Raw genomic sequence first — 21394 nt, 5'->3', positions numbered from 1 at the left:
GCCCGTCCTCGGAGCCGACGTGAACCCTCCTTCGTCCAGCGCCCTCGCGCGCTTGTTGTTGGCGATCGCCTACCCGGTGTTGGCGCATTGGGCCAGCCACGACGGCGGCGGCGCGCTGGCGGCCCTGGCCCTGGCCGATCTGGTCGTGTTCGTCACCATCGACGGCCTGCTGGGCCTGCGCTGGCGTGCCTGGGCGGCGACCGTGGTCCTGCTCGCGGCGCTGGTCGCGTCGGCCTTCACCCCGTATGCGCAGATGCTGTTGCTGGCGCCGCCGATGCTGTTCAACGGCTGGCTGGCGTGGTGGTTCGGGCGCAGCCTGCGCGCGCCGCGCGAGGCCCTGATCACGCGCATCGTCGCGGCTCTGCACGAAGGCCCGGTGTCGGCCTTGTCGCCCGAGCTGTATCGCTACACCCGCCGCCTGACCGCGTTGTGGGCGGTGGTGCTGGCGGTGCTGGCGCTGGTCAACGGCGCCCTGGCGATGATCGCCGTGCCCGACGGCGTGCTGGCGCGCCTGGGCCAGGTGCCGCCGATCGCGATCAGCCAAGAGCAATGGTCCTGGTTCGCCAACCTGATCAACTACGGCATCGTCGGCGGCATGTTCGCCGGCGAATACCTGGTGCGGCAGCGTCGTTTCCCGGTACGGCCGGAGAGTGGCTTCTTCGACTTCATGCACCGCATGGCCAAGCTCGGCCCGGGCTTCTGGCGCGAGTTGTTTTCCTGAGGACCGGTTGGCCGGGTTCGCCCACGCGCCGCGTTTGGGCAGCGTCGCACACTGCGAATTCCAGTAATTCAAGGGCCGGCGTCGCATTTCGACGCCCCGCTGAATGCGCGTGCTTTATCCTGTGACCCTCGCCGCAGCCGCCGACCCCGCCGCCCGCCCGCATGCCGTTCTCGATCCCGTCCGATCATCCCTGTCTGCCCGGCCATTTCCCAGGACACCCGTTGGTGCCCGGCGTGGTCCTGCTGGAGCAGGTGATCGCCACGGTCGAAGCCGCGTACGGGCCGCTGAGCGGATTGCGTCTGCCGCAGGTGAAGTTCTTGCAGCCCTTGTTGCCGGAGCAATCGGCGCAGGTCGAACTGGACGCGCTGGGCGCGGCGCGTTGGCGCTTTCGCGTGCGCCGCGGCGAGGACCTGCTCGCCAGCGGCGAAGTCGTCGCCGACCTGCCCATCACCGAGGCTTCGGCATGAGCGGCGAGCACTGGAAGCAACGCCCCGAAGGCGGCGGCCGCTTCGCCTTCCGCTTGATCGGCTTCATCGCCCGTCGCGGCGGGCGCTCGATCGCGCGCCTGACCCTGTATCCGATCGTCGCCTACTTCCTGATCGTGCGCGGCCCGGAGCGGCGCGCCTCGCGCGATTATCTGACCCGGGTGCTCGACCGTCCGCCGCGCTTGCTCGACATCGCCCGCCACATCCACACCTTCGCCGCGACCATCCTCGACCGCCTGTACATGCTCAGCGGGCGCATGGCGCCGTTCGATGTGCGCGTGGGCGGCCTGGACAAGCTCGAGCCCTATCTCGACCGCGGCCAGGGCGTGCTGCTGTTCGGCTCGCACCTGGGCAGCTTCGAGGCCTTGCGGGTGCTGTCGCGCAGCCGGCCCGGCCTGAAGCTGCGGGTGGTGTTCGACCGCGGCCATAACCCGGCCCTGACCGAGATGCTCGATGCGCTGGACCCGCAGATCGCGCGCACCGTCATCGACGCCGGCCAGGACGGCCCTTCGATCGTGTTCGCGATCAAGCAGGCCACCGATGAAGGTGCGATCGTGGCCTTGCTGGTCGACCGCGCCGCGCCGCACGAGCCGCATACCACCGCCTCCTTCCTCGGCGCTCCGGCCGAGTTCCCGAGCGCGCCGTGGCTGATCGCGGCGGCGCTGAAAGTGCCGGTGGTGCTGGCCTTCGGCCTGTACCGTGGCGGTGCGCGCTACGACCTGGTGTTCGAGACGTTCAGCGAGGGTGTGGCGATCGAGCGGCATAACCGCCCGGCGATCCTCGCCGCGCTGGTCCAGCGTTACGCCGAGCGCCTGCAGGCCCAAGCCCGCAGCGCCCCCTACAACTGGTTCAACTTCTACGATTTCTGGCATGCCGATGACGCTGATCAAGCCTTGCACGTGGACCCTGGCGCTGATGCTCGGCGCCGGGTCGCTGCGCGCCGCTCCGGTTACTGAGGCCGCCGCCCAGGGCGTGCCGGCCGGGGCGTCGGTGGCCGAAGCCGCGGTCGCGGCCGATCCCGACTGGATCCTGCCGCGCCTGGCGCAGCCGGTCCCGGCCCGCACCGACTTCGTCGAAGTGCGAGGCTCGGCCCTGCTCAAGGCGCCGCTGCGCCTGTCCGGCGAGTACCGCCGCCCGGACGCGACCACCCTGGTGCGCGAGGTGCGCGCGCCCTACGCCGAGACCACCACCATCCGCACCGGCGCCAAGCCCGGCCAGGGCGAGGTCGCCATCGTCCGCCCCGGCAAGCCGCCTAAGCGTTTCTCGCTGGCGCGCGCGCCCGAGCTGGTCGCCTTGCAGGCCAGCTTCGGCGCCTTGCTCGGCGGCGACCGCGCCTTGCTCGAACAGCATTACCGCCTGGTCGCCGAGGGTACGCGCCGGCAGTGGACCATCAGCCTGATCCCGAAGGACGCCAGCCTGGCCGCACGCGTGCGCGAGATCGTCCTGCTCGGCCGCGACGATGAGCTGCGTTGCATCGAGACCCGACCGGCGCGCGGCAACGAACAACAGCGCACCTTGCTGGCCAGCGCCGCCCGCGCCGCCGCCGGCGTCGCCGACGCGAGCCAGCTCGCGGCGCTGTGCCGCGGCCACGGCGCGGCGCGTTGATGACGCCCGCGCGCCGTCTCGCCCTCGCCCTGCTGTGGCTGGCCCTGCTCGCGATCGCCGGCTGGGCGATCGGCAGCCGCCTGCAGCTCAGCGGCGATCTGCGTCGTTTCATGCCGAGCGCGCAGACGCCGGCGCAGAAACTGCTGATCGACGAACTCGGCGAAGGCCCGGGTTCGCGTCTGTTGTTGCTGGCGATCGAAGGCGACGAGCCGGCGACCCTCGCCGCGCAATCGGCGGCGATGCGCGAACGCCTCGCCGCGCAGCCGCAGTTCAAGCTGGTCGCCAACGGCGCCGGGCAGGGGCTCGAAGCGGTGCCGGAACGCCTGCGTCCGTACCGCTATCTGCTGACGCCGAGCTTCGACGAACAGCCGCTCGACAGCGCCTATTTGCGCGAGCAACTCGACAGCCGCGTGCAGGACCTCGGTTCGCCGGCCGGCGAGCTGATCGAGCCGTTGCTGCCGAGCGACCCGACCTTGGAGATGCTGCGTCTGGCCGAGGCCTGGCAACCGGCGCAGGCGCCGCAAACCGAGCACGGCGTGTGGTTCGACCGCGCCGGCAAGCAGGCCTTGCTGGCGATCGAGACGCGCGCGGCCGGCTTCGACCCGACCGGCCAGCAAGGCGCGCTCGATGCGATCCACGCCGCGTTCGCGCAAGCGCGCGGCACCAGCCCGGCGCGGCTGACGATCAGCGGCCCGGGCGCGTTCTCGGTCGAGATCGGCGGGCGCACCCAGCGCGAAGCGAGCCTGATCGGCAGCATCGACAGCCTGGTGTTCGTGCTGTTGCTGTGGCTGGCCTACCGCAGTTGGAAGGCACCGCTGCTCGGCGGCCTGCCGCTGGCGACCGCGGGCTTGGCCGGGCTCGGCGCAGTCGCCGCACTCTTCGACGGCGTGCACGGCATCACCGTCGCCTTCGGTTTCACCTTGATCGGCGTGGTCCAGGACTATCCGATCCATCTGTTCAGTCATCAGCGCCCCGGGCTGTCGCCGTGGGCGAGCGCGCGCAGCCTGTGGCCGACGCTCGGCACCGGCGTGACCTCGACCTGCATCGCCTACCTGACCTTCTTCGTGTCCGGCGTCGACGGCCTGCAACAGCTCGCGGTGTTTACCATCGTCGGCCTCGCCACCGCCGCGCTCGCCACGCGTTTCGTGCTGCCGGCGTTGATCGACCCGGCGCCGCGCGACGCCGCCGGTTCGCCATGGCTGGCGCGCGCCTGGACCCAGCTCGCGCGCTGGCCGCGGCTCGGCGTCGCTGGGGTGTCGCTGATCGCCGCGCTGGCGTTGGCGGTGATCCTGTTCGTGCCGGGCGCGTTCTGGCAGAACGACCTGGCCAAGTTGACTCCGGTGCCGGCGGCCGCGCTTGCCCGCGATGCGCAGTTGCGCGACGAACTCGGCGCGCCCGACGTGCGTTACGTCATCGCCATCGAGGGCCGCGATGCCGAGGCCGCTTTGCAGTCTTCGGAAGCCTTGCTGACCGAGCTGCCGGCGCTGCGCCGGCGCGGTGCGATCGCCGGCTACGACCTCGCCGCGCGTTATCTGCCGAGCGCCAAGACCCAGCGCGAACGCCAGCAGCGCCTGCCCGATGCGGCGAGCCTGCGCACGGCGCTCGACAGCGCGGTCGCGGCGACGCCATTCCGCAGCGACGCCTTCGCCGATTTCCTCGCCGACGTCGAACGCGCGCGGCAGGCGGCCCCGCTGACCCCGCGCGACCTCGCCGGCACGCCGCTCGCGGTCAGCGTCGAGGGCTTGCTGCTGCAACGCGGCGACCACGCCACCGCGCTGGTGTCGCTGACCGGGCTCAACGATCCGGCCGCGGTCGCGAGCGTGGTGCGCCGTCACGGCGGCCAGTTGCTCGATCTCAAGCAGGCGTCCGAATCCTTGGTCGCCGACTACCGCGGCCGCGTGCTGATGGCCTTGGGCCTGGCCGGCGTGCTGCTTGCCGCCGCGGTCTGGGTGGCGCTGCGCTCGCCGCGCCGGGTGCTGCGCGTGCTCGCGCCGATGGCGCTGAGCAGCCTGCTGATCCTGGCGGTGCTGCGCGGCCTCGGCGTGGAACTGAATCTGTTCCATCTGGTTTCGCTGATCCTGGCCGCCGGCCTGGGCCTGGATTACGCCCTGTTCTTCGACCACGCCGGCGACGACCGCGCCGAACAGCTGCGCACCCTGCACGCGGTGATCGTGTGCAGCCTGACCACGCTGCTGGTGTTTGCGCTGCTGGGCCTGTCGTCGATTCCGGTGTTGCGCGCGATCGGCAGCACGGTCGCGCTGGGCGTCGTCTTCAACTTCGTGCTGGCCTTGTTGATCGTGCGCGAACCGGCGGCGATGGAGGCCGGCGATGCGCACGCGTGAGGCCATCGCCGCGCTGATCCCGCACCAGGGCCTGATGTGCCTGTGGCAAGAAGTGGTCGAGTGGGACGAGGAGCGCATCGTGCTGCGCACGAACGGCCATCGCGATCCCGCCCATCCGCTGCGTCGCGACGGGCGTCTGCACGCCGTGCATCTGTGCGAATACGGTGCGCAGACCATGGCCGTGCACGGCGGTTTGCTCGCGCGCCGCGACGGCGGCGTGGCCAAGCCCGGGGTGCTGGTGGCGCTGCGCGGGGTGCAGTTGCACCTCGCCCGGCTCGACGACCTGCCCGGTGCGATCGAAGGCCGCGCGCACAAGCTCATCGACACCGGCGAGAGCTGGCAGTACGAATTCGAGCTGCACCACGCCGGCGTACCGATCGCGCAGGGCCGCGCCGCGGTGATGGCGCGGCCGGACTGAGCCTGCGCCGCGGCGCATCGCGTCGTCCGCATTCACACCCCGCCGGCGCCGGCGTTTCCTAGTGCAGATGCGGCGGCCGTGCCGCATCGCGCCCGGGAGCTTCGTGCATGTCGCTGCAGTTCCATTTCGAGGACATCGGCCCGCATCGCGCCATCGACGAAGGCCGCATCGGCCATCGCCTGCACCTGCGCATCGCCCTCGGCCGCCGCGAAGGCGCGCGCCTGCATTGGCTCGAACGTTGCGACCGGCCCTACGACGAAGACATGCCGGCCGATACCTGGGTCGACATGTTCCGCATCGCCGGCGGACGCTCGGCGATCTTCGCGCAATGGTTCGGCACCGCCACCAACGCAGGCCGGATCGAACTCGACTTCGACGCGCTGGCGACGATGCGGCTGGCGCCGGATGCGCGGCGCACCCTGGAATGGTGGGTGGTCGCCGTCGACGGCGAGGACGAGGACGGCGACGAGCGCGCCTGGGCGGTGTGGCGCGGCGAACAGCGCCTGCGCTGCGACGGGCAGGGCAAGACGCTCGAGCACAGCCTGGTGCAGATCGACAGCCTGCACGGCCGCGAGGGCGACCCGCCATACCCCGACGGCTTCCTCCCTTCGACCTGAGCCGGACGCCGTGCCGCCGACCGGCTGGCCAGGAGCGGCGACTCCCCGCTCCGCCGCGTGGCTTTCGCCACGGCGGCGGGGCGGGGACAATCGGGCTTTGCCGCTCGGAGTCGCCCGCATGTCCACCTCGCACCCCTCGCCGCGCCGCGCCCTCGTCACCGGCGGCAGCGGTGACCTCGGCCAGGCGATCTGTCTGGCGCTGGCGGCGGCCGGCTGGCAGGTGATCGTGCACGCCAACCAGCACCTCGAACGCGCCCAGGCGGTGGTCGCGCAGATCGAGGCGGCCGGCGGCCAGGCCTCGGCGATCGCCTTCGACGTCGCCGACGACCAGGCGGCGCGCACCGCGCTGGAAGGTCTGCTCGAAGCCGGGCCGATCCAGGGCGTGATCAACAACGCCGGCATCCACGACGACGCGCCGATGGCCGGCATGAGCCTGACGCAGTGGAAGCGGGTGATCGACGTGTCGCTGCACGGGTTCTTCCACGTGACCCAGCCCTTGTTGCTGCCGATGGCGCGCACGCGCTGGGGGCGCATCGTCAATGTGTCCTCGGTGGCGGCGGTGCTCGGTAACCGCGGCCAGACCAACTACGCCGCAGCCAAGGCGGCGCTGCACGGCGCCTCCAAGTCGCTGGCGCGCGAGATGGCCAGCCGCGGCATCACCGTCAACGTGGTCGCTCCCGGCGTCATCGAAGGGCGCATGGCCGACGGCACGTTCACCGCGGAGGCGATCAAGCAGATGGTCCCGGCCGGCCGTGCCGGCCGCGCCGATGAAGTCGCCGCGTTGGTCGCGTTCCTGTGTTCGGATGCGGCCGGCTACATCAACGGCCAGGTGATCGGGATCAACGGCGGCATGGGCTGAACGATCGCCGGCGGCGTCCGGCCGTCGCCGCCCGGCGACCGCTTACCGGGCACTCACCCGATGCCCCGGCGCCGGGCGTAGCATGAACCGATCCGCCGCGAAGGCCGTACGGGAGACCTCCGATGTCGCGCAGCCTGTTCATCGCTTTGTTCGCGCTGGCCCTGTCGGCCTGCGCCAGTTCCCACGTGATCACCGGGCGGCCGCGGCCGCCGGTGCCGGTCTCGCAGGTGCGGGTGTATTTCGCGCCGCCGCCGAGCCGCTACGAAGAGATCGCTCTGCTCGAAAGCAACAGCGGCGCGTTCACCTATGGCGAGCAGAACAAGATGGATTCGGTGGTCGGCAAACTGCGCGCCGAAGCGGCCAAGCTCGGCGCCAATGGCGTGCTGTTCCAGGGCACCCAGGACGGCTACGGCGGCAGCGGCGTCAGCGTCGGTGCCGGCGGCGGCAGTTTCGGCGGGCGCCACTACAGCGGTGGCGGCGTCGGGGTCAGCATCAGCCCGCGGCAGAAGTTCGCGCGCGGTGTGGCGATCTACGTGCTCGATCCGCCGCCGATGAACGATCCGGGCCCGCAGGCGCCGCCGGTCAATCCGCCGCGCAACTGAGGCGGGGCGCAGAGATATCAAGCGTTCTCGCCCGAAAGCGGGGATGACGTTCGTGCAGGCAACGAAGGCGGCTCGATCACTCAGCGAGCCCGCCGCCGCGATCTGTCGGAACGCGGTCGCGGCTTGCGCCGCTCCTACCATGGATTGTCGGGACTGTGGCATCGAACCTTCGCCCGCTGTCTGCGAAGGTGTTGCCGCATCGGTGCGGCATCAACGCGTATGGGTCTGTGCCTTGGTGGCGGCCTCGCCGGAAAACTCGCCGCTCGGGTCGTCGATCAACGGCGGGTTGGCGCGGATGCTGCGATAGACCGCGGGGATGCCGCCGCGGCGCAGGCATTGGCCGACGATGTGGCTGGTGATGCGGGTGAAATCGCGCAACGGCTTGAAGTGGCTGGCGCGGAATTCTTCCTGCGAATCCTCGTTCTGGTAACGCGATTCGATCGGCACCGAGACGCAGCGGGTGCCCAGCTGCTGCGCCGCCGACATCAATATCTGCGCCTCGTACACGAAGTCTTCGCCGGGCACGTCGCCCAGGGCGATCACCGCGGCCGGGTACAGACGCTGGCCGCTCTGGCTGTCGGCGATCTGGTAGCCGGTGCCCCAGGCCACGCCCCAGTCGCCGAAGTTATTGGCCAGGCGCCGGTAGGTCGGCTGCGAGGCACGCTTGCGCAGGCGCGCGCCGATCACGATGTGGTCGGGATGACGATTGGCGCTGTCGATCAGGCGCGGAATGTCTTCGGCGGCGTGTTGGCCGTCGCCGTCCATGGTCAGCACGGCGAGGAAGCCGCGGCGCAGGGCCTCGGCGAAGCCGTCGCGCAGGCTCGCGCCCTTGCCCTGGCGTTGCGCATGGCGCAGCAGGGTCACCGGCAGGTCGGCGATGCGTTCGGCGGTGCCGTCGTCGGAGCCGTCGTCGATGACGATCACGTGCGCGCACTGGGCCAGCGCGCCTTCGACCACGCCGCGGATGCGCAGGGCTTCGTTGAGCGCCGGAATGACGACCGCGACGTTATCGCGATCCAGTCGCACCGGACGGGTCCTGTGCGGTGTCGCCGTACCTGGCGTCTGGCCGTCGCGTCCTGGCGAAACGGGTCTTTCAGTCATGGGCGAGCTCCACCCGCAGGGTTCGGCCGCCACCGGCCGGCAGTGCGAGGCGATCATGGCCCGAGGCCAAGGCGTCGAACAAGGGCAGCATCGCGGCGCTGGCATTGCCGGTTTCGCGGCGAGACAGCTTGCCGTCGAGCGGCGACGGCGGATCGTCGCCGAGCCAGGCGCGCAGCACGGGTCCGCGCGCGCGGCCGTCCGCCGGTGCGCGCGCGAGCACCAGCGCCGTGCCGAGCAGGCCGCGACTGTCCCACATCGTCTGCAGCGGGCCGGTCGCGGCACCGTCGTAGCCGACCAGCAGCACCGCCTCGTCGCCGGCGGCGATCTGGGCCAGGGCTTCGATCAGGCCCTGGGCGAAGCTGGCGTCGAGCGCGCTCAGCGCGGTCGCCGGCTGCATTGCGCCGGCGCCGATGGTCCAGTAACCGGCGGCGGCGTTGTGCACCGAATTGTGGAAGCGGGTCGGCGAGATCGTGCGCGGCTCGCTCGCCAAGGTCGCGCACATGTAGTCGGTGATCGCCATGTCGCCATGGCAGGACACGAACACCGACGGCAGGCTGGCCGGATCGCGACCGGCAGCCTGGCAGGCGGCGAGCGCGACTTCGAGCGCCACCGCGACCGTTTCCGGTGCGCGTCGGCGTTCGTTCGGCGCCAGCAACTGCGGCGACGGCCGCGCAGGCGCGTCGGCGACGAGGTCGTCGTGCACGGCGAAGGCGCAAGCGGCCTCCCACGAAGGCAGGCCGCGGCTCCAATAGCCCACGCTTTCGATGACGGCGCTGAGCACCGGCGCGCGCCTTGTCGGCGGATCGAGATCGGAGGCGGTCATGGGCGCGCGAACACCAGCGAGCAGTTGTTGCCGCCGAAGCCGAAGGAGTTGTTCATGGCGTAGCGGATCCGGGTGTCGGCCGAATCGAAGCGGATCTGCGGGCCGTTGGCCGGGTCGGGCACGACGCTGTTGAGCGTGCCCGGCAGATGCTCGCGTTCGAGTGCGAGCAGGGCGAAGGCCGACTCGACGATGCCGGCGGCGCCGAGCGTATGTCCGGTCCAGCCCTTGGTCGAGGAGGCGTGCAAGGTGTCGGGGAACAGCGCGGCGATCGCCAGCGCCTCGATCTTGTCGTTGGCCGGGGTCGCGGTGCCGTGCAGGTTCAGATAGCCGACCTCGGCCGCGTCGATGCCGGCGCGGGTCATCGCATCGCCCATCGCCAGGCGCGCGCCCAGGCCTTCGGGATGCGGCGAGGACATGTGGTGGGCGTCGCTGGATTCGCCGTAGCCGCGTAGTTCCAGCGCCGCGCGCTCGCCATCGTCGAGGCGTTCGAGCACGGCGTAACCGCCGGCCTCGCCGAGCGAGAGCCCGATCCGCTCGGCATCAAAGGGGCGGCAGGGTGCGTTGGACACCAACTGCAGCGAGTTGAAGCCGAACAGCACGCTGCCGCACAGGGTGTCGACGCCACCGACCAGGGCCGCGTCGGCGAGCCCCGCGGCGATCAGGCGCGCGGCCTGGGCGAAGACCTTGGCGCTTGAGGAACAAGCGGTGGCGACGGTCACGCAGGGGCCGCGCAGGCCGGTCGCATCGGCGACGAAGGCGCCGAGCGAGTGCGGGGTATGCAGCGTCGGCCGGGCCAGATCCTCGGGGAATTCGCGGCCGTCGTTGCGCAGGCGGCTATACGCCTCTTCGGTCGCGCCGATGCTCGAGGTCGAGGTGCCGACGATCACCGCGACCCGTTCGGCGCCATGGCGCGCGACCACCGCGGCCAGCGCCTCGCGCACGCCGTCGTGCTGCAGGCTCAGCCAGGCCAGGCGGTTGTTGCGTGATTCCCACTGGCTCAGTTCGGCCGGCAGGGCGGCACCCTCGAGACCGTCGACGCGGCCGATCCAGCAGTCCAGCGGCGCCTCGCCGGCGGCGAGCGGGGTGAGATCGTTGCGCCGCAGGCCGCTGCGCCGTTCGCGCAAGGCGCTCGCCTGGGCGTCCAGGCCGCGGCCGAGCGCGGTGGTCGCGGTGTAGGCGCGGATCGCCAGCGGCGGCATCGGTAAAGGTGGGGACGTCACGTAGTCGGTAGAATCGCGCAGTGGGGAACGCCCGCAGTATAGCGAGGGGCGCTCGGGCGCCGCCGCAGCCATGGCCACGTGGGCCATGGCGTGCCGCCGCAGGCGCTGCGAGGCTGAATGCTTCATGCGCGGGCGGTCGAACCAGGCCTGCGGTGCGGCGTTCTGCTTGCGCCTGCGGCGCTCCGCCCTCATACCGCTACCGTCGTTCTGGTTTTCCTTCTCATGCAGGTCGCGCCCGCTTCCATGTCCAATCGCCTCGGCCACCGCCTGTCCCTGTTGGGCGATCGCGACGTCTTGCACGTCGCCGTGGTGGCCTCGGCCGCGTGCGTGCTCAGCGCCGGGCTGGTCTATGTCGGTTATTTCGTGCACGTGCTGCGGGTCGCGCGCAATGCGCCTTGCCAGCCCGAGCGCGGCGAATGTGTGTTGTTGTTCGGCAAGCATGCGCCGGGCGGGCGCCTGGACCAGGACTTCGAGGCGCGCCTGGATCGCGCGGTCTCGCTGTGGCGCGAGCGTCCGCCGCGCAACGTGGTGCTGCTCGGCGGCGGCGCCGCCAACGAACCCAGCGAAGCCGAGCTCGCTCGCCACGGCCTGCTCGCGCGCGGCTTCGCTTCGGATGCGCCGATGCAACTGGAATCGGAATCGCGCGACACCTTGCAGAACCTGCGCAATGCCCGGGCGATGCTCGGCGAGGGCATGCGCTCGCGCGTCACCCTGCTGAGCAGCCGCTACCACCTCGCGCGTTGCGCCTTGTTCGCGCGCCAGCTCGGTTACGACTGGGAGCTGTGCGCAGCCGAGCCGCGCCTGAGCCTGAGCCCGCGCATGATGTGGCGCCTGGCCGGCGAAGCGGCCTATGTGTGCATGAGCGACATCGGCGCGCGCTGGGCGCGGCTGACCGGCAATCGGCGCATGCTCGCGCGCGTCAGCTGAACCGACCGAGCCGCGCGCATTCGACGCGCCGGCTTCGAGTGGGTTTGGTCCGGGCCGGCTTGGTCCGGGCAGTTTCGCAATGGGAAAATTCGACGTCGTGACCGGCGTTTGCGGCCCATGTGACCGCTATCCGCAGTTGCCTGGACGAAAGGCCCTTGCGCGCGAGCGTTCGCCGCTGGGGGCACGACCTGTCCGCAGCGCTCAGAGGCTGGCGCTGCGCCGGGTTTTCGGCGGCCGCGCAGCGGACACGCGGATCGGCTCGGACGCGATCTTGCGCGACAGCGCTTCGCGCAGATGCGCTTCGTTGCCCGAACACACTGCGAGCACGCGGCACGGACTCGCCGACGCGGCGATGTAGGCATGGCCCATCGCGCTGTCGAAATAGATCGAATCGCCGACGTCCAGGCGCGCCGGCGCATACAGCTCGCTGTGCAGTTCGACCGTGCCTTCCAGGACCAGGGCGAACTCCTCGCCGGTGTGGCGGATCAGGTCGCCGAACTCTTCCAGCGAACGCGCATGGACCTCGGCGATGATCGGCACCAGGCGCTTGTTGAGCAGCTCCGAGGCCGGATAGAAGTGGTGGTAGTGCTCGGTGCGGATCGCATAACCCTCGCCGGCGCGGGTGATGCTGCGGCGTCCGCTGAAGTTTTCGTTGACGCCCGCCGGCGGCGACGAGAACAACTCGCCGATGTCGACTTCCAGGCCTTGGGCGATGCGCGTGAGCTTGTCGAAACTCAGCGACATCTTGCCGTTCTCGATCTTCGACAAGGTCGAGATCGGCAGGCCGGTGCGCGCGCCGATCTCGGCCAGGGTCCAGCCCCGCTGACGACGCAGCATCCGCAACGCGATCCCGGGATTCGGGACCGCGGGTGCGGCCGTGGTTACGTTCTGGCTGCGCTTGGCGGGCATGAAGGCGGCCGAGAGGGGTCACGGACGACTCTAGGCGGCCCCCCGGGCCTTGCCAAGCCGCGAAAGCCAACTGTTGTTTACTTATTGAAAGTAATTTGCCGATCCGGAAAACCAGCGACGGAGCCGCAGGCCTGTCGAAGCAGGCCGGTGTCGACCGCTTTCTTCGCGCCAGGCGGGGCCGAATCGGCGCTACCGAGCAAGGCTCGGAGCCGGACGGAGTGCGACGACAGTCGCGATTTCGCGCGGTTTCGGGTGGTTGCAGCATCTGCATGTAGGCAGGGCCGTCCCGCAAAGCCGAGCGAGCACTGTGTTACTGCCCGACCGAATCCCCCTTGGAAAAGGGGGCGGGGGGATTTGCTCTCGTTCTCTTGCGCAAGGCCCGCAGGCCCGAACGCGTACACTCGCCGCGAACGTCCGCGCCTGGAGCGACCGGCAACGCATGCCGGCGGCATATCCGGCGACGGTGCAGCTGCTTTCGGGGGTTAAATGAGGTCCAAGCGTTCGATGCGCGGCATCGCGGTGTCCGGCGTCGCGGTGATGATGTTGGCCGGTTCCCTGTGGGCGCAGTCGCCGCCGCCGGCCGAGGCCGCGACCGGCGCCTCGCCTCGACCGGACCAGCCCCAGGCGGTCACGCGGGAGCCAACCCAGGCACCGGCCAAACCCGCGCCGACTCCGGTGCCCACGCCCCTGCCCGTGCCGACCCCGGCCAAGCCGGCCGCGGCGTCGGCGTCGGCGTCGGCGTTTCCGGCCACCACCCGCGCCTTGCCGCTGTCGAGCGCGGCGCCCGCGATCGACGCCGGGCAAGCTGCGCCCGCAAGCACGGGCACGGCCCTGCCTACGCGCGCTTCGCCGGTGCCTTCGAAGGTGCCGGCGAAGACGCCGGTCGTCGCCGACACCGATGCGGCGGCCATTGCAGTGAAGGCGGCGCCGGCCAAGCCGGCCGCCGCAAACAAACCGGCGCAGCCGGTCGCGGCCGCCGCAGCGAACGCGAACGCACCGGCCAGCTTCGCGCCCTTGCCTCCGCCCTTGCCGGAAGCGATCGCCGATGACGTGGATCCGGCGCCGGTGGCGCAGGCGACGGCTGTCGCCGGCTACCCGGTCGAAACCTCGCTCGCTCGCGATAACGAGGCATCGAGCGAAATCCTGGTCGAGCCCGGCGCGGTCGCACCGATCCCGATGCTGAGCGCGCCGGATCTGGAGGCCTACGTCGACGGCCTGGTGCCGCTGGCGATCGCGCGCGGCGGACTCGCCGGCGCGGTCGTGGTGGTGGTCCGCGACGGCCAGGTGTTGTTGGCGAAAGGCTATGGCTACGCCGACGTGGAAAAGCGCAAACCGATGGACGCCGCGCGCACCCTGGTGCGTCCGGGCTCGATCTCGAAATTGTTCGTCTGGACCGCGGCGATGCAGTTGGTCGAGCAGGGCAAGCTCGACCTCGACGCCGACGTCAACCGCTACCTCGATTTCAAGATCCGCGACTACGCCGGCCAGCCGGCGACGATGCGCCAACTGATGACCCACAGCGCCGGTTTCGAGGAATCGGCCAAGCATCTGTTCGCCGCCGACGAATCGCGCCTGCTGCCGCTCGATCGCTATCTGAAACAAGTGCAGCCCGAGCGCGTGTATGCGCCCGGCAAGGTGCCGGCGTATTCCAATTACGGCGCCGCGCTCGCCGCTTACGTCGTCCAGCGCATCAGCAAGCAAGCTTTCGACGACTACATCGAAGCCAACGTGCTCGTGCCGCTGCGCATGCGCCAGTCGAGCTTCCGCCAACCGCTGCCGAAGGGCCTCGCCGGCGACATGGCCAAGAGCTACAGCAGCGCAGACGGCGCACCGATTCCGTTCGAACTGGTCAACCCGGCGCCGGCCGGCAGTCTGTCGGCGACCGGCCTGGACATGGCGCGTTTCATGATCGCGCAGCTCGACGAGCGCGGTGCCGGCGCGACGACGATCCTGCAGCCGCACAGCCTGCAGACCCTGCATGCGGCGGCGTCGCGGCCGATCCCGGGCCTGGATGCGATGGCGCTGGGGTTCTTCCGTCGCGACACCCGCGGGCCGGTGGTGATCGGCCACGGCGGCGCGACCGAAGCCTTCCAGAGCAATCTGGTGTTGCTGCCGGCGCACGGGCTCGGCCTGTTCGTGTCCGCCGACGGCCCCGGCAGCGCCGGGCGCGCGTTGCATCGCGACCTGATCAAGGGCGTGATCCAGCGCTATTTCCCGGTGCGCGGGGCGCAGCAGCCGACCCTGCCGACGGCGCGCCTGCACGCCGAGCAGCTCGTCGGCCGCTACGAGAACAGCCGCGCCTCGAGCAGCAACTTCCTCGCCATCGCGCGCCTGCTAGGCAGCGCCAAGATCGGCGTCAACGACGACGACACCCTGAGCGTGTCGGCGTTCCGCACGCCCGATGGCCGGCCCAAGCGTTGGCGCGAAGTCGAACCCTATGTGTGGCGCGAGGTCGGCGGCGACAGCCTGCTCGCGGCCAAGCTGGTCGGCAACGAAGTGATCGCGGTCAGCAGCGACGACGTGCCCGCGGCGATGTGGCTGCAGCCGGTGCCGGACTGGCGTTCGCCGGGCTGGATGCTGCCGTTGCTGTGCCTCGTGCTCGCGGTGCAGGCGTTGGCGTTGCTGCTGTGGCCGGTAGCGGCCCTGGTGCGCCGCCACTTCCAGCGGCCATTGGTACTGGCCGAACGCGATCGCCGCCTGCGCCTGCTGAGTTTCCTCGGCCTGATCGGTAATCTCGTTCTGGTCCTGCTGTGGCTGTGGATCATCACCCGCATCGACGCGTCGGTGCGCATGCTCGACGGCGCGCTCGATCCGTGGATCCGCGTCGCCCAGCTGTTGGGGCTGGCGAGCATGGCGACCGCGGTGGTCGCGGTACTCAACGCCCGCGCGGTGTGGCGTTCCTCGCCGCAGCGTTTGCGCCGCGTGTGCGCGATCGCGGTCGCCGCGGCCTGCGTGGCGATGGTCTGGTACGTACTCGCGCTGCGGACCCTGAGCTGGTCGCTGGTGTATTGAGGCGCTGATAGCGACGGCGACCGAGGCCATGAAACGCGACAGGGCCGCGGAGCGATCCGCGGCCCTGTCGTATCTGCGGGGCGTTGCCGGCCGCGTCGCCGCGGCCCGGTCTCAGCGCTTGCCCTTCTGCGCCGGCACGAAGTCCTCGCGCACCGCCTTGCCGAGCAGGTCCGGCGGCAGCAGGCCCTGGTCGAGCAGGTAGTTGTTGAACTTGAGCCGGTCGAAGCGATCGCCGAGCGCCAGTTCGGTTTCCATGCGCAGTTCCAGGATGCGGCTGTAGCCGTAGAAATAGCTGCCGGCCTGGCCCGGGGCCCTGAACATGTAGCGGTCGAGTTCCTGCTTGGTCATCGCCTCCGACAGGCCGACCTGCTCGGACAGCACGCGGCCGGCGCTGGTGCGGTCGGTGAGGCCGAGGTTGAGCATCGGGTCGAGGATCGCGCGCGCCGCGCGCAGCAGGCGGAACTGCAGCGCGATCAGCTGCCCGTCGAGCGGCTCGTACGGCACCATCTCGGCTTCGGCGTACAGCGCCCAGCCTTCGACGTTGACCGAGTTGAAGGCGAACATCGAACGCGCCAGCGAGATGCCGCGTTCGACCATCGCGGTGAACTGCAGTTCGTGGCCCGGCCGGCCTTCGTGTGCGGACAGGGTCCAGGCCACCGACTCGTAGTTGAAGTCGTCGTACTGCAGGGCCTTGCCGTCCGGGCTGGGCACCGACAGCGGCAGCACGAACTGGCCTTGCTGGCCGGTGTTGCCGACCAGCGGCGCCGGCAGGAAGTGCGGCGCCGGCTGCGCCGCCGATTCGGCCTCGCTGCCCAGGCGCATCACCATCGGGCGCTGCGGCACATCGACGATCTGCTGCTTGCGGATGATCGGGTCGATCGCGTCGATGACCTTGCGGTAGCGCGGTTCGAGTTGATCGTTGGGGATGGTGTCGCGCTTGAGCGCGCGCATCACCTGCACGTAGTCCTGCGGGTCGGCGACCTTCAGGCCCTTGGCCTGCGCGACCAAGGGCGCGAGCTGGGCCATCGCCGCGCGCGTTTCCATGAACTCGACCTGGGCACGGCGGATCAGCAGTTGCGGATCGACGTCGATGCCGAACTGCTTGAGCGAGTAGGCGTACAGCTCCGGCGGCAGGCGCGCATCGCTACGCGCCTTGGGCCGCACCGTGCTGCGGGTCCACTGGCCGTATTCGCGCAGTTGGGTTTCCATCGCCTTCAGCGCCGGCTCGGCGCCTTGGATCTTGTATTTCTCGAACAGCTTGCGGATGCCGGCGGCATAGGTGTCGACGTTGCCGAGCGCCTGTTCGACTTCGAGCTTGGTCGGTTGCAGCAGATTGGTATCGGCGAGACGTTCTTCGTAGCGCTGGCGCGCGAGCACGGTCAGCGGCTCGCTGCCCGGGGCCAGGCCGACATAGGCGTTCAGGCGCGCGAGCGCGCTGGCGCGGCGCTCCGCCGGGGCCTGGTCGGACAACAGCGCCTGCATGCCCGAGAACACCGTCTGCGGCGCATCGAACCACGGCAGCACCAAGCGTTCGTTGAGCGCGCTGCCTTCGATGTTGTCCTCGGCGGCCTGGATCATGATCTGCAGGTCCTGACGCACGTCGGCGTTGCGCTCGACTTCGAGCTTGGCCTGCAGCCCGCGTTTGGCCTCGGCCATCGCCGCGCGGAAACGCTTGCCGACCTCGGGCTTGAGATCGCTGACCTTGTCGTCGTAGCCGGGCACGCCGAAGAACGACATCTGCTCGGGCGCGAATTGTCCCTGGGCCTGGATCAGGATCTTGGCGTATTCGTTGCTCTGCGCGACCCAGGCCGGGACCGGCTTGGCCGCGGCTTGCGGCGCCGGGGTAGCGCCGGAGGCCGGCACCGGCTTGGCCGCGGCCTGCGGGGCGTTGCCGGCGAAGGCGAGAGTGGGCGCGGACAGCGCCAGGGCGACGGCGAGAACGAGCGGCTTCATGAGGTGGCTCACTGGGTTGAAGCGGCCAGCATCGGCGCGACGGCCCCCGGGGCCAAGCGCCGAAGGTCATGCGGCGCGCGCATGCTTTCAACGAAGCGCCTCGAACGCAGCGCCTTGCGGGCGCCCGGCATCGAAGCGCCGCCGCGCGAGGGCGGCCGCGCTTCGGCGCCGGCGATCACAGCAGATCGATCGAGGTCTTGTTCGCGTCGAGGTTCACGCGCATCACCTCATAGCGCCAGGCGCCCTGCTCGTTGACGGCTTCGATCTGCACATCGCCCTTGCCCTTCGGGCCTTGCACGAAGATGAACAGTTTGGCCACGCCCTGGTCCTTCGGCTCGACCGCGCCGAGCACGAACCTGTCCTCGAGCGGTTCGCCGAGCGCGGCTTTCACCTGGGGATTCGCACGGGCCCGTTCCATCGCCTCGATGAAGGGCGGGGTGTACCTCATCGAATCCATGACCGAATACGTCATCCATGCGCCGATCGCCACGCTCAGCGTGAACAACACGCCCAGGGCCAGCAGCAGGGTCAGGATCCAGTGACGTTGTACCCAGGGCTTGCGGTAGGGCGCGGCGGGGAGGGAGGCATTCATGGCAGGGCATCCATTCGGTGGGCGTCAGTGCGTTCAGGGCTTGAGGCAGCGGTCGAAGAAATCTTCGGTGAGGCGCAGGCGGTGCAGGTTATCGCGGCCGCGCAGGCCGTGCTTGGCGCCCGGGTAGGTCATCAGCTCGAACGGCTGGCCGCGCTGTTGCAAGGCGCTCATCAGCACGGTCGAGTTGGTGAACAGGACGTTGTCGTCGGCCATGCCGTGGATCAACAGCAGCTTCGAGGTCAGGCCGTCGATGTGCTCGAGCACGCGGCCTTCGCGATAGCCTTCGACGTTGCCCTTCGGCAGGCCCATGTAGCGCTCGGTGTAGTGGGTGTCGTACAGGCCCCAGTCGGTGACCGGCGCGCCGGCGACGCCGCAGGCATAACGGTCGCTGGCCTTGGCCAGCAGCATCAGGGTCATATAGCCGCCGTTCGACCACCCGTAGACGCCGATTTTCTTGCCGTCGACCCACGGCTGCGACTGCAACCAATCCACGCCTTTGAGCTGATCGGCGACCTCGACAGTGCCCTGCTTGCCGTACAACGCGCCGCCGAAGGCCGCGCCGCGGCGCGGCGTGCCGCGGTTGTCGATCGAGAACACGACGTAGCCACGCTGGGCCAGGTACTGGTTGAAGTCCGGCGACCAGGCGCGCTTGACCGTCTGGCTGGCCGGGCCGCCGTAAACGTAGACCACCACCGGATAGCGCTTGCCCGGGTCGAAACCGCTCGGCTTGATCAGGCTGTAGTGCAGGGCGGTGTTGCCGTCGGCGGCGGGAATCGTGCCGTATTCGACCGGGCGCTGCGCGGCGCGGTAGGGCGCGAACGGATGCGCGGCGTCGCCGAGGTCGTTGTCGATCAGCGCGGCGATGCGCGTGCCGTCGTTGCGGTACAGCTCCAGTTGCGGCGGCGTCTGCGGGTTCGACCAGGCGTCGACATAGACATTGGCCTTTTGGGCGAAGCTGGCCGAGTGATAGCCATCGGTCTTGGACAGGCGCTCGATCGGGCCGCCGGCGAGGGCGACGCGATAGACCTGGCTGTCGAGCGGCGAGTCCTTGCCGGCGGCGAAATAGACCTGGCCGGCGTCTTCGTCGACCGCGAGCACGCTGTCGACCGGCCAGTCGCCCGAGGTCAGCGCGGTCGCCTTGCCGTCGTCGCTCAGCAGATACAGGTGCTCGTAGCCGCTGCGTTCGCTGTTCCACAGCAGACGGCCGTCCTTGAGGAAGCGCAGGTCGTTGTGCAGCGGCACCCAGGTCTTGGAGCGCTCGCTGACCAAGGTGCGCTGCTTGCCGTTGCCGAGGTCGGTCTCGATCAGTTCCAGCAGGTGCTGGTCGCGCGACTGGCGCTGGAAGGTCAGGTGTTGGGCATCGCGCCAATCGACGCGGGCCAGGTAGATGTCCGGGTTCTTGCCGAGGTCGATCTCGCGCGGCGCGGCGTTGGCGCCGATCGCGGCGACCAGCAGGCGCACGCCGACATTGGCGTCGCCGGCGGCGGGATAGCGCTGTTCGACCACGTCGGTGCGGTCGGGATAGACCTCGTAACGCTTCTGCACCGGCACCGGCGATTCGTCGATGCGCGCATAGGCGATGGCGCTGTCGTCGGGCGCCCACCAGTAACCGGTGTGGCGGTCCATTTCTTCGTCGGCGACGAATTCGGCGACGCCGTTGCCGATGGTGTCGCTGCCGTCGCGGGTGAGCTGGGTCGCCTTGCCGTCGGCCAGGTCGATCACCCACAGATTGCGCTCGCGCACGAAGCTGACGTAGCCGCCCTTCGGCGACAGCTTGGGATCGGTGGCGAAGCCTTCGCCGTGGGTGAGCTTGCGCACCGCGGCCTTGCCCGACTTGCCCAGGTCGTACAGGTACAACTCGCCGCCGAGCGGGAACAGCAGGCGCTTGCCGTCCGGCGACCACTGGTAGTCGACGATGCCCGACAGCGCGGCGATGCGCTGGCGTTCGCGGCGCGCCTTCTCGGCGTCGCTGAGCACTTCCGCGCCTGGCAGCACGTCGTCGGAATCGACCAGCAATTCGGTCTTGCCGCTGGCGATGTCGTAGGCCCACAGGTCGAGGCGGTTCTTGTCGCGCTGCTTGCCGCGCAGGAAACCGACTTTGCTGCCGTCGGGCGCGATCTTCGGCTTGACCAGGCTCGGCCCGGACAAGGGCGCATCGCCGGTCAGCGCTTCCAGGGTCAGGTGGCCCGGCGCCGGCACGCTGTGCGCGGCGGCGGGCGTGGCGGCGAGGGCGAAGCTGGGTGTGGCGATGATCGACATGGCGAGCAGGCAGAAAGCGAGGCGGCGGGGCAGGCGGTTGTTCATGCGGGCGATGGTTCCGGAGCGTGGCCTCGGCGGCGAGGCATCAGGTGATGGGAGCCGGCGTGCCGAACAGATGGCGGCGCATCTCGTCGGTCATCGTACGGTCGGCACGGTAGGCCTTGCCCATTTCGTAGACGCGTCCGAACGCCGGCCGCGACGACAGCGCATCGTGCCAGCGCTGCACGTTCGGGTAGGCGCTCAGGTCGACGTAATGCCATTCGTGCTCGCGGGTCCAGGGGTAACAGGCGAAATCGGCGATGCTGAGTGTATCGGCGGCGACGAACTCGCGCCCGGCCAGGCGCCGCTCGAGCACGCCGTACAGGCGCTCGGTCTCGCGCTGGTAGCGGTCGATCGCGTAGGGCACTTTTTCCGGCGCATAGCGGTTGAAGTGATGGTTCTGGCCCAGCATGGGGCCGTAGCCGCCGACCTGCCAGAACAGCCATTCCTCCACCTCGACCCGGCTGCGCAGGTCCTGGGGCAGGAACAAGCCGGTCTTGGCCGCCAGATACTGCAAGATCGCGCCGGACTCGAACACGCTGATCGGCGCGCCGCCATCCGCCGGGGCATGGTCGACGATCGCCGGCATGCGGTTGTTCGGCGAGATGCGCAGGAACTCGGGCTTGAACTGGTCGCCGGCGCCGATGTCGACCGGCTTGATCGAATAATCGAGCCCGGCCCCGGCCCGCTGCGCCTCTTCCAGGAACAAGGTGATCTTGTGGCCGTTCGGGGTCGGCCAGTAATAGAGGTCGATCATCGGCAACTCCGCGTCGAAAGGCCGCAGTGTAAGCGTGGCCCCGCGGCCACGGCGGCCTTGCCGATGGAATGGCGTGTGCCGGCCGCGCCCAGTCCCGGCAAGGCCTGCGCCGGCTGCGGCTGAACCCTCGGGCCGGCCCGACGTGGCGGCGTC

The 21394-nt window shown here is 70.1% G+C and carries 19 protein-coding genes; 11 read left to right on the top strand and 8 right to left on the bottom strand.

Annotation, left to right across the window (positions count from 1 at the left end):
* Window positions 1-19 precede the first annotated feature (19 nt).
* The 9 genes from GLA29479_RS18055 (at window position 20) to GLA29479_RS18015 (ending at window position 7649) form a co-directional block, all read left to right on the top strand.
* Window positions 20-721, top strand: coding sequence for a COG4648 family protein (locus GLA29479_RS18055; protein WP_248842758.1), 702 nt, complete (start codon window positions 20-22; stop codon window positions 719-721).
* A 161-nt stretch (window positions 722-882) separates the two neighbouring features.
* Window positions 883-1188 carry an ApeI family dehydratase gene (locus GLA29479_RS18050; protein ID WP_057916228.1) on the top strand — a complete coding sequence of 102 codons (306 nt, stop codon included), beginning with the start codon at window positions 883-885 and terminating at the stop codon, window positions 1186-1188.
* On the top strand, window positions 1185-2162 hold the full coding sequence (locus GLA29479_RS18045) for a lysophospholipid acyltransferase family protein (protein WP_057916229.1): 978 nt from the start codon (window positions 1185-1187) through the stop codon (window positions 2160-2162). The genes GLA29479_RS18050 and GLA29479_RS18045 overlap by 4 nt, the downstream gene beginning before the upstream one ends.
* Window positions 2077-2811 carry a LolA-related protein gene (locus tag GLA29479_RS18040; RefSeq protein WP_345775646.1) on the top strand — a complete coding sequence of 245 codons (735 nt, stop codon included), beginning with the start codon at window positions 2077-2079 and terminating at the stop codon, window positions 2809-2811. Before GLA29479_RS18045 ends, GLA29479_RS18040 begins: the two co-directional genes overlap by 86 nt.
* Window positions 2811-5153, top strand: coding sequence for an MMPL family transporter (locus tag GLA29479_RS18035; RefSeq protein WP_057973259.1), 2343 nt, complete (start codon window positions 2811-2813; stop codon window positions 5151-5153). The genes GLA29479_RS18040 and GLA29479_RS18035 overlap by 1 nt, the downstream gene beginning before the upstream one ends.
* The gene (locus GLA29479_RS18030; RefSeq protein ID WP_057916231.1) at window positions 5140-5571 is read left to right on the top strand and encodes a hotdog family protein; all 432 of its coding nucleotides are present in this window, start codon (window positions 5140-5142) and stop codon (window positions 5569-5571) included. Before GLA29479_RS18035 ends, GLA29479_RS18030 begins: the two co-directional genes overlap by 14 nt.
* Before the next feature lie 107 nt (window positions 5572-5678).
* Window positions 5679-6188: a hypothetical protein gene (locus GLA29479_RS18025; protein WP_057972413.1), complete on the top strand. Its 510-nt coding sequence runs from the start codon at window positions 5679-5681 to the stop codon at window positions 6186-6188.
* A 118-nt stretch (window positions 6189-6306) separates the two neighbouring features.
* A complete protein-coding gene (gene fabG, locus GLA29479_RS18020) occupies window positions 6307-7047 on the top strand; it encodes a 3-oxoacyl-ACP reductase FabG (RefSeq protein ID WP_057916233.1) in 741 nt (246 codons plus the stop codon).
* Window positions 7048-7169: 122 nt separating this feature from the next.
* Window positions 7170-7649 carry a hypothetical protein gene (locus tag GLA29479_RS18015; RefSeq protein WP_057916234.1) on the top strand — a complete coding sequence of 160 codons (480 nt, stop codon included), beginning with the start codon at window positions 7170-7172 and terminating at the stop codon, window positions 7647-7649.
* 210 nt (window positions 7650-7859) lie between these two features.
* Here the strand turns inward: GLA29479_RS18015 and GLA29479_RS18010 are convergent, their stop codons facing one another.
* The 3 genes from GLA29479_RS18010 to GLA29479_RS18000 are packed head-to-tail and all read right to left on the bottom strand — an operon-like array spanning window position 7860 to window position 10772.
* On the bottom strand, window positions 7860-8750 hold the full coding sequence (locus tag GLA29479_RS18010; RefSeq protein ID WP_082639043.1) for a glycosyltransferase family 2 protein: 891 nt from the start codon (window positions 8748-8750) through the stop codon (window positions 7860-7862).
* Window positions 8743-9531, bottom strand: a complete 789-nt coding sequence (locus GLA29479_RS18005; protein ID WP_057919844.1) for a beta-ketoacyl synthase chain length factor — start codon at window positions 9529-9531, stop codon at window positions 8743-8745. The genes GLA29479_RS18010 and GLA29479_RS18005 overlap by 8 nt, the downstream gene beginning before the upstream one ends.
* A 38-nt stretch (window positions 9532-9569) precedes the next feature.
* Window positions 9570-10772, bottom strand: coding sequence for a beta-ketoacyl-[acyl-carrier-protein] synthase family protein (locus tag GLA29479_RS18000; protein WP_057972412.1), 1203 nt, complete (start codon window positions 10770-10772; stop codon window positions 9570-9572).
* Window positions 10773-11036: 264 nt separating this feature from the next.
* On the opposite strand from GLA29479_RS18000, the gene GLA29479_RS17995 reads away from it, so the two are divergent.
* The gene (locus GLA29479_RS17995; RefSeq protein ID WP_169795693.1) at window positions 11037-11720 is read left to right on the top strand and encodes a YdcF family protein; all 684 of its coding nucleotides are present in this window, start codon (window positions 11037-11039) and stop codon (window positions 11718-11720) included.
* 201 nt (window positions 11721-11921) lie between these two features.
* On the opposite strand, the gene GLA29479_RS17990 is transcribed toward GLA29479_RS17995, so the two are convergent.
* The gene (locus GLA29479_RS17990) at window positions 11922-12629 is read right to left on the bottom strand and encodes a helix-turn-helix domain-containing protein (protein ID WP_082638788.1); all 708 of its coding nucleotides are present in this window, start codon (window positions 12627-12629) and stop codon (window positions 11922-11924) included.
* A gap of 486 nt (window positions 12630-13115) precedes the next feature.
* Here GLA29479_RS17990 and GLA29479_RS17980 point away from each other — a divergent pair, with 486 nt between their 5' ends.
* Entirely contained in the window at window positions 13116-15641 is a 2526-nt protein-coding gene (locus GLA29479_RS17980; protein ID WP_144436598.1) for a serine hydrolase, read from the top strand.
* Window positions 15642-15752: 111 nt separating this feature from the next.
* On the opposite strand, the gene GLA29479_RS17975 is transcribed toward GLA29479_RS17980, so the two are convergent.
* From GLA29479_RS17975 to GLA29479_RS17960, 4 genes are all read right to left on the bottom strand, one after another.
* A complete protein-coding gene (locus GLA29479_RS17975) occupies window positions 15753-17594 on the bottom strand; it encodes a DUF885 domain-containing protein (RefSeq protein ID WP_057972409.1) in 1842 nt (613 codons plus the stop codon).
* Window positions 17595-17769: 175 nt separating this feature from the next.
* Window positions 17770-18186, bottom strand: a complete 417-nt coding sequence (locus GLA29479_RS17970) for a cytochrome c oxidase assembly factor Coa1 family protein (protein WP_057972408.1) — start codon at window positions 18184-18186, stop codon at window positions 17770-17772.
* A gap of 33 nt (window positions 18187-18219) precedes the next feature.
* Window positions 18220-20445, bottom strand: a complete 2226-nt coding sequence (locus GLA29479_RS17965; RefSeq protein WP_082639042.1) for a S9 family peptidase — start codon at window positions 20443-20445, stop codon at window positions 18220-18222.
* 85 nt (window positions 20446-20530) lie between these two features.
* Entirely contained in the window at window positions 20531-21241 is a 711-nt protein-coding gene (locus GLA29479_RS17960; RefSeq protein ID WP_057916241.1) for a glutathione binding-like protein, read from the bottom strand.
* Window positions 21242-21394: the final 153 nt, after the last annotated feature.

Source organism: Lysobacter antibioticus (assembly GCF_001442535.1).
GTDB classification, from domain to species: Bacteria; Pseudomonadota; Gammaproteobacteria; order Xanthomonadales; family Xanthomonadaceae; genus Lysobacter; species Lysobacter antibioticus.
Note: the sequence above shows the minus strand (reverse complement) of the source record. Positions and strands in the feature narration are given on the sequence as shown.

Bases quoted from the DNA above. Each gene is read 5' to 3' on its own strand.
- GLA29479_RS18050 (WP_057916228.1), top strand. From the start codon at position 883: ATGCCGTTCTCGATCCCGTCCGATCATCCCTGTCTGCCCGGCCATTTC.
- GLA29479_RS18045 (WP_057916229.1), top strand. From the start codon at position 1,185: ATGAGCGGCGAGCACTGGAAGCAACGCCCCGAAGGCGGCGGCCGCTTC.
- GLA29479_RS18040 (WP_345775646.1), top strand. From the start codon at position 2,077: ATGCCGATGACGCTGATCAAGCCTTGCACGTGGACCCTGGCGCTGATG.
- GLA29479_RS18035 (WP_057973259.1), top strand. From the start codon at position 2,811: ATGACGCCCGCGCGCCGTCTCGCCCTCGCCCTGCTGTGGCTGGCCCTG.
- GLA29479_RS18030 (WP_057916231.1), top strand. From the start codon at position 5,140: ATGCGCACGCGTGAGGCCATCGCCGCGCTGATCCCGCACCAGGGCCTG.
- GLA29479_RS18025 (WP_057972413.1), top strand. From the start codon at position 5,679: ATGTCGCTGCAGTTCCATTTCGAGGACATCGGCCCGCATCGCGCCATC.
- fabG (WP_057916233.1), top strand. From the start codon at position 6,307: ATGTCCACCTCGCACCCCTCGCCGCGCCGCGCCCTCGTCACCGGCGGC.
- GLA29479_RS18015 (WP_057916234.1), top strand. From the start codon at position 7,170: ATGTCGCGCAGCCTGTTCATCGCTTTGTTCGCGCTGGCCCTGTCGGCC.
- GLA29479_RS18010 (WP_082639043.1), bottom strand. From the start codon at position 8,750: ATGACTGAAAGACCCGTTTCGCCAGGACGCGACGGCCAGACGCCAGGT.
- GLA29479_RS18000 (WP_057972412.1), bottom strand. From the start codon at position 10,772: ATGCCGCCGCTGGCGATCCGCGCCTACACCGCGACCACCGCGCTCGGC.
- GLA29479_RS17995 (WP_169795693.1), top strand. From the start codon at position 11,037: ATGTCCAATCGCCTCGGCCACCGCCTGTCCCTGTTGGGCGATCGCGAC.
- GLA29479_RS17990 (WP_082638788.1), bottom strand. From the start codon at position 12,629: ATGCCCGCCAAGCGCAGCCAGAACGTAACCACGGCCGCACCCGCGGTC.
- GLA29479_RS17980 (WP_144436598.1), top strand. From the start codon at position 13,116: ATGAGGTCCAAGCGTTCGATGCGCGGCATCGCGGTGTCCGGCGTCGCG.
- GLA29479_RS17975 (WP_057972409.1), bottom strand. From the start codon at position 17,594: ATGAAGCCGCTCGTTCTCGCCGTCGCCCTGGCGCTGTCCGCGCCCACT.
- GLA29479_RS17970 (WP_057972408.1), bottom strand. From the start codon at position 18,186: ATGAATGCCTCCCTCCCCGCCGCGCCCTACCGCAAGCCCTGGGTACAA.
- GLA29479_RS17965 (WP_082639042.1), bottom strand. From the start codon at position 20,445: ATGTCGATCATCGCCACACCCAGCTTCGCCCTCGCCGCCACGCCCGCC.
- GLA29479_RS17960 (WP_057916241.1), bottom strand. From the start codon at position 21,241: ATGATCGACCTCTATTACTGGCCGACCCCGAACGGCCACAAGATCACC.